The sequence below is a fragment of the Scytonema sp. HK-05 genome, from assembly GCF_963872035.1.
Lineage (GTDB): Bacteria > Cyanobacteriota > Cyanobacteriia > Cyanobacteriales > Nostocaceae > Kalymmatonema.
In genome coordinates, this window is sequence record NZ_CAWMYC010000176.1 from 16,397 (window position 1) to 30,553 (window position 14,157).

Below are 14,157 nucleotides of genomic sequence, written 5' to 3' on the forward strand. Positions count from 1 at the left end.
GCGCTTGCTATCCTATTTTACTGCGGTAAAGACTATGACAAAAGTCACAAATTAATAGTTACTTTTGTCCCAATATGTTTGGGACTTTTGCTTCATATGGTTTATGAGGGTAACCACCTACGATAGGGATGTTGCAATCAGCAGTAACGAGAGTTGAGAAATGAGGGAGTTGCTATGAAATTTAAACCTAGTGTATTCGTTGCAGGGATTGCAGCAATTGCCATCACAGCCATACCCGCAGTTGTACAAGCTGGACCAAATGACGGAAGAATGGGTGGGGCAGAACTCAACCTCACTGCGGAGCAAAAATCCCAACTTCAGCAAATAGGACAAGAGACTCGCTCCCAAATAGAAAGCTTGCTCACCCCCCAACAGCGCGAGCAACTCAGGGCAAATGCATCCCAAGCACCCCGCACAGGAAATAGACAAGCGGGAACTGCCCAACTCAATCTCTCAGATGAACAGATAGCCAAAATTAAGGAAATCAGGAAATCTTCTGAGGAACGGATGCAGGCTGTTCTGACACCAGAGCAATTGGAAAAGATTCGCCAGTTTAGGCGCAAATGATATTCGTAATTGAATTGTCAATGAGAAATTAAGAATTACGAATTATCAATTCTGACATGTTTCATGCTCCAGTTCCCCCAGTTCCTTCAAAATAAAGGATTGGGGGTTTCCTTAATTTTTAGTTAAAATTTAGAACCTAAAGAATCTTTGGAGCCGACGTATCACACGAGATTTTCAAAGCATATGGCAGAAATAGAGGAAATATCCGATTTGGCAAAAAGTTCGCAGTCCTGGAAAAAAACCAGTTCTGTGAAAGATTTGAAGCAAATCAAAATACCAAAGTGGCTTGTAGGACTCCTGATTTTGGGTCTTTTGGGTGGAGGAGGCTACCTAGGAACACAGCAGTTCATGATGACACAGCGTCAAGAACGCCAACGTCGGATACAGACGGCTGTTGTTGAGCGGACTAATCTTCCTGTGACTATTTCGGCAAATGGCAACGTTAAGCCTGAACGCTCAATAAACCTTAGTCCAAAAACGTCGGGCGTGTTGAAGCAACTGCTGGTGAAGGAGGGCGATCGCGTCCAGCAAGGACAACTCTTAGCGTATATGGATGACTCAAACCTGCGAGGGCAACTCACTCAGGCTCAAGGGCAGCTCAAAAATGCCCAAGCAAATCTGCGGTTGGTGCTGGCGGGTAGCCGTTCTGAGGACATTGCGAAGGCACAAGCTGACGTCAGGAACAATCAAGCACAGCTCATCCAAGCGCAATCTCGGTTGGACTTGGCAAGGGCACGGGTGAAGCGGTTGAGTACCCCTACTGAGGAAGGTGCGGTTGCCCGCGATACCTTAGACGAAGCTTTGACCGAAGAGCGCAACGCCAGAGATAATTTGGAACAGGTAAAAGCTAGTCTTGCTGCGGCAAGGCAGGAACTTGCTAAACTTAACAATGGTTCTCGACCCGAGGAAATTGAGCAGGCGCGCGCCCAAGTCGTGTCAGCCGAGGGGAGTTTGCAGACAATTAAGGCACAAATTAATGATACAGTGATTCGCGCCCCCTTCACTGGACTTGTCACGCGTAAGTTTGCTGACCCTGGTGCATTTGTGACTCCCACTACAGCAGGAAGCGAGGTGACTTCGGCAACTTCTTCTTCTATCCTGGCATTAGCGTCTCAAAATCAGGTGACGGCAAAAGTGGCTGAAACCAATATCTCTCAAATTAAAGTGGGACAGACAGTGACTATCCAGGCAGATGCTTACCCGGATAAAAAATTTACAGGAAAGGTCGTCCAGGTTGCTGCTCAATCGACTGTAGAGCAGAATGTGACAAATTTTGAAGTCAAATCGTCCCTTTGTGATCCAGAAAATCTTCTGCGGGCGGGGATGAATGTCAACGTGGACTTTAACGTTGGCAAGTTAGATAACGCGCTGGTGATTCCTACAGTTGCTATTGTCCGCCAGGAAAATGCCAGTGGAGTGATGGTGTTCACAGGGCAAGAAAACAATAGAAGACCGAGATTCCGACCAATTACAACTGGGGTGACAGTGGGGAATAAAACGGTAGTTCGTTCTGGGCTAAGTGAGGGAGAGCGAATAATGCTCAGTTTCCCGCCAGGGGCGCGTCCTCAAGGTAATGGTACACCCCGTGGTATGACGCCTTTCGGGGGACAACCAAGGCGTATGCGTTAGGAGGGGTTATGACAATTCAAAATTCGCTCATTCAAAATTCGCTCATTCAATTCGGAAGAACCCGATAAATAAATTTAGGCAGCTCAGATCCTGAATGAATTAAAACTATAGCGGTTTGCAAATGGGTGTAATACATCAAAGAATTATGGAACCACAGATGGACGAGGCAGTGCGTTGCGGGGGTTCCCCCCGTTGTAGCAACTGCCGTACAGATGGACACAGATGAATTTGTACTTCATCTAAATGAAAACCGCTGTAATTAAAACTATTTCTCGGAATTTTGTAAAGTGCGTGCCGTAGGTATATTTTGAATTCAAAAATGGTCATTTAAATGGTAAGGTCTATTCGCCCAACGAAAGTCTCGTTAGTTGAAATCCTGACAATGGCAGTAGAAGCTATGTGGAGTAATCGTCTCCGCACAGGGCTGACGATGTTGGGGGTAATCATCGGTATATCCTCTGTAATTGCTGTAACCTCTGTGGGTCAAGGTATCCAGAAAGCTACTGAGCAGCAGATTCAAGCTTTAGGTTCGAATGTTATACTGGTACTGGCGGGAGCGGCACGCTCTGGAGGTATCAGCCAGGGTTTTGGTTCTGCATCAACGCTAACATGGGAAGATGCCCAGGCTGTTTCCCAACAGGTTACTGCTGCCGAGTCTGTCACCGCCTATCTACAACGTGCGGTACAGGTGGTTTATGCAGGACAGAACGTTTCCACGCAGGTACTGGGAACTGATTTGAATTACCCAGAGGTGAAAAATATTCACCCCCAAGAAGGACAGTACTTTACTCAGGAGGACTTAGACAACGCTAATCCTGTTGTCGTGCTAGGTAGTAAAGTGCGCGATGATTTATTTGGTGTTGGCTCATCTGCTATTGGTTCTGATATTCGCATTCAGAACGGACGCTACAAAGTTATTGGCGTGATGGAATCGAAGGGAGCAGCAGGCGCACAGAACGTAGATGACCAAATGTATATTCCTCTTACGAATATGTCTGCGCGAATTGTCGGCAATAATGCTCTTAACGGTACTGCTATTAATGGTTTATGGTTAAAGGCTCAGAACGAGGCGCAGCTTGACGCCGCCCAGTTTCAGGTAACGAACTTGCTTCGTATCCGTCATAATATATACCCGCCACAACCAGACGACTTTCGCATCATCAATCAAGTTGACATTATCAACACTTTCAGCAGTGTTGTAGGATTGTTTACAATTTTGGTGGGGGCGATCGCAGGGATTTCCCTACTCGTAGGGGGCATTGGTATTGCAAACATCATGCTGGTTTCGGTTGTAGAGAGAACCCGAGAAATTGGCATTCGCAAAGCCGTAGGAGCGACCTACAGCGCGATTTTGAGCCAGTTTCTCACTGAAGCAGTCGTGGTTGCTGTTATCGGTGGAGTGATTGGGATTGGATTTGGTATTTGCCTTGCCCTGGCAGCAGCTAACATATTTAAATTTCCGTTTGTTGTGTCTTTCTGGTCAATCATTGCCGGATTTGGATTTTCGTTAGTGACTGGGCTGGTAGCAGGGGTGATTCCAGCCCGCAACGCCGCCCGACTTGACCCCATAGCTGCTTTACGGAGTGATTAATATGGCAACCATGATTTGGATGGAAGACATTACCAAAACCTATCGGTTAGCTGATACAGAAGTACCGATTCTTAAAGGTATCAACCTGACCATTGAGGAAGGAGAATATGTTGCCATCATGGGAATGTCTGGTTCTGGCAAGTCTACCCTGATGAACATCATTGGCTGTCTGGATCGCCCAACCGATGGACACTACGTTTTGGAAGGTCGGAACCTGACAACTCTAAATAATGACGAATTAGCATACATCCGCAATCAGCGCCTTGGCTTTGTCTTTCAGCAATTCAACTTACTACCTCGCGCTACCGCCGTTGAAAACGTGATGCTGCCGATGGTTTATGCTGGCATTCCTAGACAGAAACGACGCAAGCGGGCAATAGAAGCCCTTACCAGAGTCGGACTGGCAGAACGGCTGCATAACCGCCCCAATCAACTTTCTGGAGGACAACAGCAACGGGTGGCGATCGCCCGCGCTTTGGTCAATCGTCCCGCTTTAGTGCTGGCGGATGAACCAACAGGAGCATTAGATAGCCAGACTTCTCAGGAAGTGATGGAGTTGCTGACTGATTTGAACAACCAAGGCATCACGATTGTTATCGTTACCCATGAGGCTGATGTCGCTGCTCAAACCCAGCGAGTTATTCATGTTAAGGATGGTTTGATTGTGTCGCCTGTTACTAGGCACTAGTACACAATGGCGGAAGTAAAAATAATCAAGCAGATTTACGTTTACCAGCCGCAACAGCTAGACTCATAACCGCAGCAGCTAAAGACACAGGATCTGACCGCCAACAGTTGACGACGGAAAATATCATCCCGAACTCGCAAGACATTGTTAAAACCGTGGCGAGCGCTAGGAACTTCCGCAGGTGGGGGTTGGCAACAGGGAGGAGCTGAACGCTAACGCGTAGCGTGTCCGTAAGGACTTAGGGCAGTGCCCTTCGGGCGATCGCGGCATAGTTGATGGCAGTCTTTATCTTCCATCAAATGATACTATCTTTGGCAACTTCCTATTAAGTAGCTAAATCTGCTAGCAAAGTTTGGAAACTATGAACAGGTAAATTATCCTCGGTATGTTTTTTTTGAGCTTTAGCTAAAGCTCGTTCTTTCAGGATTATTTGGCACTAATTCTTAGCGCGATAAATGGCACCTTTAACAGTGAAAAGTACGCAATAAGGCACAAACAAGTATATTGTGACCAGCGCCAATTATCACAACATCATAAGCTTCTATAATAGTAACTTCGGGAATAGGGTATCTTCCCAGATGTTAGAAAGCTGTTAAGAAGTATAAATCTGTCGGCGGTTAGAATTCAGAGATTTGGCATTTCTGTGATTAATCTTTTGTTTTCTATCAGTCTGTAGGAGGATGGCAACCATAGATTACCCAGCACTAATCTGTGGAAGTTACAATGCAGATGGCAGGAGAATCGCCAAACTTATTTATTATTAGATAATGCCTGTTTTCAAGAGTGAGCGAGCAAATCCTGAAAGTATCGCTCTTCAGGGACACAGAGAGACCTGAATTCTTACCTTGCATGATATTCTGCTTGAACAAAATCAAAAGAATTAACAATCAAATCTAAATTTTGTTCATTTAAAACGTAAATCTTATCTCGTATACTTTTGTTAAGTGTGGTGATCACTGTTTTTTAGTTTGATTTTGGGTTAATTAAGGCTTGATTAAATCAAACGATTTGTAACTGAATTTTAACTGAATTACAAGCAAATTCTAACTAGCTGTCAAAAATAGTTATGTAGTTAGAAAATAGTATTTCTTTATTGAAGATGAAAGTCAAAAAATGCTTTCATTCATGTCGTTGATCTTCCTCTTTCTAGGGGAATTTCAGTTTGAGCAATAGGAGTTTAATTCTAATGGCAACTTCTGACAATAGCAATCAAACTGGTGGGTCACAAGGTACTAGCAACAATTTAACTGGTAATGGCAATTTTTCTTTCACTGATGGCGCATGGCAGTCCACCGATGGCAGCACTTTAGAAGGTGGCGGTGCTGGTGGCGCTAGTGGTGGCTTCGGTGCTGGCGGTGCTGGCGGTGCTAGTGGTGGCTTCGGCGCTGGCGGTGCTGGCGGTGCTGGCGGCGGTGGCAGCGCTGGTAGCGGTGGCGCTGCTGATGGTAGTAATACCTTTGCTTCCTTCATCGGTGGTGGCAATTCATCCACAACCAGTGCAGATGGACAGTACGCCTACAATTACGAGCGACCACTCGACGAACGGGCTTTAACTGATACTAATAACCCGTTCAATCAATTGGTCGGAGTCGTTGGCGGTGACACCAGCGCATTAGGTGGTAGCGCATCTGGCGGTGATAGTGCCTCCGGTGGTAGCAATCCTTTTGCTGGTGGTAGCGCATCTGGCGGTGATAGTGCCTCCGGTGGTAGCAATCCTTTTGCTGGTGGTAGCGCATCTGGCGGTGATAGTGCCTCCGGTGGTAGCAATCCTTTTGCTGGTGGTAGCGGTTCTGGTGGTGATAGTGCCTCTGGTGCTAACAATGCCTTTGCTGGTGGTAGCGCATCTGGTGGTGATAGTGTCTTTGGTGGTAGCAATGCCGTCGCTGGAGGCAACCTCCCCGGCAACTTACCATTTGGCAGCACTCCTCCCTCGAACGAGAGTGGTAGCAACCTACCTGAAACTGGCAACGGTCAACCTGTACCTTATAACAGCGACAACTGGATATCTGATATTCAAAACTTAGATGGTGCAGATGCCACCGGCAACAGTGGTCAAGGTAACGGTAACTGGAACTACGGTAGTAACAACACAACCGACGGTAATGGTAACTGGAATTTTGGTAGTGGCAACACAACCAACGGTAACGGTAACTGGAACTACGGTGATGGCGGCAAAACCGAAGGTAATGGCAACTGGGGCTTTGGTAGCGATAACACAACCAACGGTAACGGTAACTGGAACTTAGGCAATAACAACGACATCCTTGGTAATGCCAATACACAGACTGGTAGTAACAACGACATCCTTGGTAGTGGCAACACAGCGGGTGTAAGTAACAGCAATCTCCTCGGAAACCGGATTGAAGCCAGTGGTGATGGCAATACACTCGTTGGTAATGAAGGCTGGAATTTCTCTGTTAGTGGTGAACTGATATCGCTAGGTAGTAGTACGCCAAGCCAAGCTATAGGCACTGATGTCAGCAGTTTACTCAGCAGTCCTGACCTTGTAACATCTGCCATATCAAATCCAGGCTACAACAACCCGAATTATGATTTCTCTGCCACAGCCTAAAAGTTGTAGCAGACCATCGCCAGTTTTTGCATCGATCAGCCTGTCTATCAAAGAGCCTTTGAGAGTACTGCACCCATAACGAAGTTTGGGTGTAGGTGAATGGCGGGTCAAAAAGTTTGCGTCTTTCGACGTGAGTTGATTTACATTTTGGCGTTGCTGAACCAAAATATGAATCACGCGATTGCCCAAGGGGCACTGGCACCTTTGCAATCGCCTCAAGCTTGCGGGCGCATAGCGCCCGCAGCGCCACCTGCTGAGTTTTACTCACTTCAATCCGGGCTTGAAAGGCTTCTTTGAGGTGAGGCATATGAGTTACGGTGAGGATGCAGGCAAAATCAGACGCGATCGCGAACGCGATCGCGTGTCCGAAGGACTCAGCGGGCGCTCTGCGCCATCGCCATGCAGGGCGGCTCCCAGAGGGAACATCGCCCCAGGCGGGAGAAAAGCGCCATCGCATTAATCGCTGCAATCAGGCGATCGCAGTTCTCATTGCCTTGTCCATCTGGGGTTCCAAATAGTAAAAAACTGGTTGCAATAAAAACTACTCCACAATACCCAAAGCTGCTGGGAGCATCAGCAACTGTGACTAACAGTACAAACCTAGTACTGCACGACGAAAATTTTTCGACAGTTTCAGATACCTGTAGAGAGGTTAGATGTAACGTCTCTACCGGCGGATTATTTTAGATTGGCGTGCCTTAGTTGTTGGAGTTGCTGACTGACTTGAACAACCAAAGCATTACAATTATTATCGTTACCCATGAGGCTGATGTCGCCGTTCAAACCCAGCGAGTCATCCACCTTAAGGATGGTTTGATTGTGTCGCCAGTTATCAGGGGGTAGAATATAGCCAAACCAGCCATCTGTGCAATTTGGATTTCGGCTGAACGAATCGCACTACGTGCATTCTGAGCACATAATGTAACGAAGTGTAACGCTACGTCAGTCAGCAACACAATTGCTTAAGATGTGAATACTGACATGTGAAGTACCCCACCGCTCCGCGCGGATGGGGCTTCCTGTCTCATTGGCAGATGCCACGTTAGGTACTTGCGTTGCCGCAAGTCCGACACTCAAGTCGGTGATGGTCTTACTCTCCCTCTCTGCTGTTTCCAGCTTTATCCCCGCTGCGGAGGAACCCAGGCAGCCGCCCTGCTTCCCAAGGCAGTTTGATTGTTTTTTCGTGCAACATGGCTTGGCTTATCTTTTACCGCAGAGCGTAATCATACGAACCAGTGGTCATGTTCTTTCCCTGATCTACCGATTTATCTGCGGCAAGACTCGTACGTCTACTTTGATGTTAGCCTGTCTGTTCAATACGGTCAGGTGGGTTATCAACCATCTATATACTATCAATTATGTAGATGTTGTGTAGATATTTATGAGTAAAAAAGGATTGAATTTACGAATATCAGAACGTCGTCTAAATAAACTTAGGTTATACGCCGCTACTAAAGAAAAAACCATGACTCAGTTAGTTGAAGATTGGATTGACAGGCTGCCAAATCCAGAAACTGGCGACTCCTCAAGCACCCCTTAAAAAGGGATGCTTTCGTCTTCGCCCCACTATCCATCCCCACCCTCTTATAGGGTGGGGAATTCCGTGGAATACGTTAAAAAGCACCGCAAGACAGAGGGTTCTGCCATGAACTATGAGACGTGATTGTGGGCGGATTAGCTGTGAGTATTACCTCTCCCTTAGAGTTTCTCACCCACCCAGTTGCTTCTACGATGTGTTCTGGTGTAGCAGTAGTTGGTTTGGTGGTAACAGATGAACGAGCGCGGTTGTCACTGCTAGGATTGAGACTCACCCAATCTACCTGCACTGCATCTGGTGTCAATATATCTAAGGGACTGGGGGGTATGCCACCGCGTCCGGTGACAACAAACGAACTGGCTGTTTGCCTGCTACCAGGATTGCAGCTAGTATCAATTTGTTGTGAAACATCAAAGAAATTTGTAGGTAGTTGCACTAATCCCCGATTTGGGTCAATATTAGGTGTGTTGAGTTCTACAGTGCCGTCTACACCAAACTCTGACCTGGCAGTAATATCACTCAGCGAAGTTAGGCTTTGACGGGGTTGAATGCCATAGATGCCATATGCTTTAATATCCACTGTTCCACCTGTGCCAGTGTAAGCATTGGCAGAGATGTCGCTATTTTCACCCCTAACGGCGATGATAAAGCCCGACCGAGCATTGATAGTGATGTTGCCGCCGTCTCCCTCCTTTAGGGCAATGCCTCCGGTAGTGGAGATGGAACTTTCACGACGCAACAAAAGTAAGTTTCCTATCTCTAGCCTAATATTTCCACCCTGACCCGTTGTGGTATTTGCATTAATCCCACTCTCAGTATCAAACTGAATGGTATCTGCCACAATGCTGATGTTTCCAGCGTTCCCCTTGCCAGAGATATCGGTATTTATAGATGAACTGTTCCGTAACTCCATACGGTTTGCTTGAATGTTAATTTCTCCAGCGTTCCCTGTGGCATTTTCCCCCGTAGCACTCCTAATTTGCGAACCGTCCATCTGCAAAGCATTTGCACTGATGTTGAGTTTTCCACCATTACCCACACCATAAGAGTCAGTAGTTATACCTGTACCTTTGCTCACAAAAGAGCCTGCAACCTGAATGTTGATATCTCCTCCTGATTTCCCTGTATATATCGTACGGCTAAACACTCCTGAGGTATCAGTTTGTAAAAAACTTGCGTAGATATTGATATTTCCAGCGTTACTTTGAAAAGTATCAGCAATTATACCTGTATTTTTTATGATAAAAGAATCGGCAACCCGAATGTTGATGTCTCCAGCGTTACCTCGGCTATTTTCTCCCGTATAAGTATCGATTCCTGATCCTTCAAGTAAAAAAGAATTTGCACTGATGTTGATGTTTCCAGTGTCACCGTTGCCAGAGCTCTTAGTCTCTATAGCTGTGCCTCGTACTTCCAAAGAGTCGGCAACCTGAAGGTTGATTTCTCCAACCTTACCTGGCTTTGCTGTACCGCTATACAGTGCTGAGTCATCAATTTGTAAAGAATTTGCGCTTATGTTAACTTTTCCAGCATTATCCGTGATGGGATCGGTTGATATAGTGCCGCTCTTTACCACCATAGGGCCTGCAACTTGAATGTTGATGTCTCCGGCTTTTCCTGTGCTATTTCCCTGTGTACTATTAAGGACACCCGAAGCTTCTTCTAGCATAGAAAAAGAATTTGCCCGAATGTTGATGTCTCCAGCGTCACCCGTGCCCCATCCTTCACTGACCACGTAAGTGCGATTGTTCATTGTAATGTTGTTGTTGGCAACCAGGTTAATTTGTCCGCCCTTACCCGTGCCCCATGCGGCACTTCCCACGCCAGTCTTCTCAAAGGTGATGTTGTCCGCAACCAGGTTAACTTGTCCGCCGTCACCGGTGCTGGATGATTGAGTCGTCACGGCATTCTGATTCTCAATCGTGATGTTGCTGGCAAGGAGCTTAATTTGTCCGCCATTTCCGGAACTGTAAGTGTGCGCTCTGATGTTGGACTCGTTGATACCTATCTTCTCACCGACAACGCTAACTTCTCCCCCATTTGTATCGCCAAGGGTATCAGCTTGTACAATTGACGAACCTGTCAAACTGATGTTCCTACCAGCAACTGCAATGACACCACCACCTACTCCTGTGGTACTCACGAATGTTTTCTGTGAAAACTGGATATCACCAAAACTGGGAGTGTCATAACCTAACTTCCAACCTTGTTGTATCGGTACGAGACTCACAGCTCCATTGCTCGCAACACTGCCGATTTCAATACGTCCGGATGGTGACTTGAGAATGCCACCCTCAAAGGACACATTACCTCCCACGAGTGCTAAGGTTTGCCCCTCTTTTACTTGCAATCCCGTAAAGCTAGTGTCAACTGGGGGACGGGCTTGTCTGATGTCATCAGCCTCTGCCTTGACAATATTTTCATAATTAATGTCGTGCCCTGGTCCTCGTACCTCAATCGGTGCTGGATTGCTGCTCATACCCAGTCCAATTGGTGCGGTTATTGTCAACAGGGGTAAGTCTTGTGATGGAGTGGCACTGAATTTAGTACCATCGGCAAAATTTATACTGCTAGCAGTACTACCAATAAACGAACCCCCAATATTTAAACTGGCATTAGGACCAAAGATAATTCCATTGGGATTAATCAGAAAAAGGTTAGCTGTCCCTAAGGTGCGAATTAAACCATCAATATTAGATATCGACCCACCCGTAACTCGGCTGATGATGTTTTGAATGTCAAGAGCGTTATTAAAGAAAGCCGTGCCACTAGTAGGAACGGAAAATTCCTTAAAGCTGTGGAACAAGTTGCTTCCAGACTTGGTTCCTCCAGTGATATTGAAGTTGTTACCGTCTGGTGAAACGCTGGAGTTAGTCGGTAAAGTGGCATCGGGAATAATTTGAGCACAAGCATTGTTTGCAGAAAAAGGAAACACGCTAGTGATTGCAATTCCTAAGAAAGCGCCGCAACAAGTACTTCTCAAACCAGCCATTGCATTCTCCCAAGCTGTGTAGTAATTGCACCTTAAATCAACCACAATTAGTGGAAGTCAAGTTAACACCTGTATACTTCTCAGCTAGAGAGTGGCGATTTTACGCAAACGCCGCTAATTCTTTACAAAACGTTATCAAACTTGGCAACGTATATTTGAAGCGGATTAAAATCCCCCTTAAAGGGCTTCCTCCCCATGCCTGAAGTGGCGTAGCGCCCTTTTATTTCGGTGACATTTAAAAACCACCGCAAGACAGAGGGTTCTGCCATGAACCATCAGACGTGAGCCGAGGCGGATTAGCTGTCAGTACTACCTCTCCCTTAGAGTTTCTCACCCACCCAGTTGCTTCTACGATCTGTTCTGGTGTAGCAATAGTTGGTTTGCTGGTAACAGATGAACGAGCGCGGTTGTCACTGCTAGGATTGAGAGTCACCCAATCTACCTGCACTGCATCTGGGGTCAATATATCTAAGGGACTGGGGGGTATGCCACCGCGTCCGGTGACAACAAACGAACTAGCTCTTTGCCTGCTACCAGGATTGCAGCTAGTATCAATTTGTTGTGAAACATCAAAGAAATTTGTAGGTAGTTGCACTAATCCCCGATTTGGGTCAATATCAGGTGTATTGAGTTCTACAGTGCCGTCTACACCAAACTCTGAACTGGCAGTAATGTCACTCAGGGAAGTTAGGCTTTGGCGCTGTTGAATGCCATAGATGCCAAATGCTTTAATATCCACTCTTCCACCAATGCCAGTGTAAGCATTAGCAGTGATGTTGCTATTCTCACCCCTGACGGCAACGATGAAACCGTTAGGAGCATTGATAGTGATGTTGCCGCCGTCTCCAGGCTGTTGTGCCGTGCCTGCAGTAGTGGAGATGGTACTCCCACGACGCAACAAAAGTAAGTTTCCTATCTGTAGCCCAATATTTCCACCCTGACCGATTGTGGTGTATGCATTAATCTGACTCTGAGTATCAAGCTGAATGGTATCTGCCACAATGCTGATGTTTCCAGCGTTCCCCTTGCCAGAGACATCGGTATCTACAGATGAAGTGTTCCGTAAGTCCATACGGTTTGCTTGAATGTTAATTTCTCCAGCGTTCCCTGTGGCATTTTCCCCCGTAGCACTCCTGATCTGAGAACCGTCCATTTGCAAAGTATTTGCACTGATGTTGATTTTCCCAGCATCACCCACGCCATAAGTATCAGTAGAAATACCCATAACTTTGCTTACAAAAGAGCCTGCAACCTGAATGTTGATATCTCCTGATTTCCCTGTATATATCGTACGGCTATACACCCCTGTATCTTCTATCTGCAAAGAATTTGCATAGATGGTGATGTTGCCAGCGTTACTATTAAAAGTATCAGTTAATATACCTGTATTTTTTATTACAAAATAATTTCCGACCCGAATGTTGATGTCTCCAGCGTTCCCTCGGCTATTTTCCCCCGTATAAGTTTTGATTCCTGATCCTTCAAGCAAAAAAGAATTTGTGCTCACGTTAATGTTTCCAGCGTCACCGTTGCCAAAGCTAACAGTCTCTATAGCTGTGCCTTGTACTTCCAAAGAGTCAGCGACCTGAATGTTGATTTCTCCAACATTACCTGGCTTTGCTGTACGGCTTAAAACTGCTGAGTTATCAGTTTGTAAAGAATTTGCGTAGATGTTAACTTTTCCAGCGTTATCCGTGATGGTGTCGCTTAGTATACCAGACGATTTTACCACCATAGAGCCTGCGACTTGAATGTTGATGTCTCCGGCTTTTCCTATGCTAGGCTCCTCTGTATTGCTAACGATATTTGTATTTTCAAGCAAAAAAGAATTTGCGCTGATGTTGATATTTCCAGCGTCACCCTTGCCCCATGCTTGAGTGCCGACGCTAACGAGAGTATCCTTCCTGGGCTGATTCTCAAAGGTGATATTGTTGGCAACCAGCTTAATTTGTCCACCATTCCCGGAACTGTAGGTGTTCGCTGTGATGTTGGACTCATTGATACCTATCTTCTCGCCGACAAGGCTAACTTCTCCCCCATTTGTATCGCCAAGGGTATCAGCTTGTACAATTGACTCACCTGTGAGACTGATGTTCCTACCAGTCATCGCAATCGAACCACCACCATCACCTGTGGTACTCACGAATGTTTTCTGTGAAAACTGGATGTCGCCAAAACTGGGAGCATCATAACCCAACTTCCAACCTTGTTGTATTGGCACCAGGCTCACAACTCCATTGCTACCAACACTGGCGATTTCAATACGTCCGGATGGTGACTTGAGAATGCCACCAGAGCTCGACACATTACCTCCCACGAGTGCTAAGGTTTGCCCCTCTTTTACTTGCAATCCCTCAAAGCTAGTGTCAATTTTAGGACGCGGTCCTAGCTTGGTAATATCCTCATAGTTAATGTCGTGCCCAGGTCCAGTAACCTGAATCGATCCTGGATTGCTGCCCATACCCAATCCAATAGGTGCGGTTATGGTCAACAGGGGTAAGTCTTGTGATGGAGTGGCACTGAATTTATAGCGGTTCTCAGTTGGGTCTAATACATTCTGGTAAAATTAAACGAAGGTATA

Annotated in this window: 8 protein-coding genes and 1 pseudogene; 7 read left to right on the top strand and 2 right to left on the bottom strand. The window is 46.3% G+C overall.

The features are described 5' to 3' along the window. Positions 1-174 precede the first annotated feature (174 nt). The 7 genes from AACT52_RS40680 to AACT52_RS40715 all read left to right on the top strand — a co-directional run bounded on the left by AACT52_RS40680 (position 175) and on the right by AACT52_RS40715 (position 8,587). Entirely contained in the window at positions 175-567 is a 393-nt protein-coding gene (locus AACT52_RS40680; protein ID WP_073635778.1) for a Spy/CpxP family protein refolding chaperone, read from the top strand. A 183-nt stretch (positions 568-750) separates the two neighbouring features. After that, positions 751-2,196, top strand: a complete 1,446-nt coding sequence (locus AACT52_RS40685; protein ID WP_073635779.1) for an efflux RND transporter periplasmic adaptor subunit — start codon at positions 751-753, stop codon at positions 2,194-2,196. Positions 2,197-2,527: 331 nt separating this feature from the next. After that, the gene (locus AACT52_RS40690; RefSeq protein ID WP_073635780.1) at positions 2,528-3,787 is read left to right on the top strand and encodes an ABC transporter permease; all 1,260 of its coding nucleotides are present in this window, start codon (positions 2,528-2,530) and stop codon (positions 3,785-3,787) included. A gap of 1 nt (position 3,788) precedes the next feature. After that, on the top strand, positions 3,789-4,475 hold the full coding sequence (locus tag AACT52_RS40695) for an ABC transporter ATP-binding protein (protein ID WP_272937140.1): 687 nt from the start codon (positions 3,789-3,791) through the stop codon (positions 4,473-4,475). A gap of 1,186 nt (positions 4,476-5,661) precedes the next feature. Continuing rightward, entirely contained in the window at positions 5,662-7,047 is a 1,386-nt protein-coding gene (locus AACT52_RS40700) for a hypothetical protein (protein ID WP_143172969.1), read from the top strand. A gap of 323 nt (positions 7,048-7,370) precedes the next feature. Then, a complete protein-coding gene (locus AACT52_RS40705) occupies positions 7,371-7,565 on the top strand; it encodes a hypothetical protein (RefSeq protein ID WP_073635784.1) in 195 nt (64 codons plus the stop codon). Positions 7,566-8,428: 863 nt separating this feature from the next. Next, positions 8,429-8,587 carry a hypothetical protein gene (locus AACT52_RS40715; RefSeq protein ID WP_198941087.1) on the top strand — a complete coding sequence of 53 codons (159 nt, stop codon included), beginning with the start codon at positions 8,429-8,431 and terminating at the stop codon, positions 8,585-8,587. A gap of 73 nt (positions 8,588-8,660) precedes the next feature. On the opposite strand, the gene AACT52_RS40720 is transcribed toward AACT52_RS40715, so the two are convergent. Further along, the gene (locus AACT52_RS40720) at positions 8,661-11,576 is read right to left on the bottom strand and encodes a two-partner secretion domain-containing protein (protein ID WP_073635785.1); all 2,916 of its coding nucleotides are present in this window, start codon (positions 11,574-11,576) and stop codon (positions 8,661-8,663) included. Between the two features lie 235 nt (positions 11,577-11,811). Continuing rightward, a pseudogene (locus AACT52_RS40725) lies at positions 11,812-14,106 on the bottom strand (two-partner secretion domain-containing protein); the annotation flags it as partial. Between the last annotated feature and the right edge of the window lie 51 nt (positions 14,107-14,157).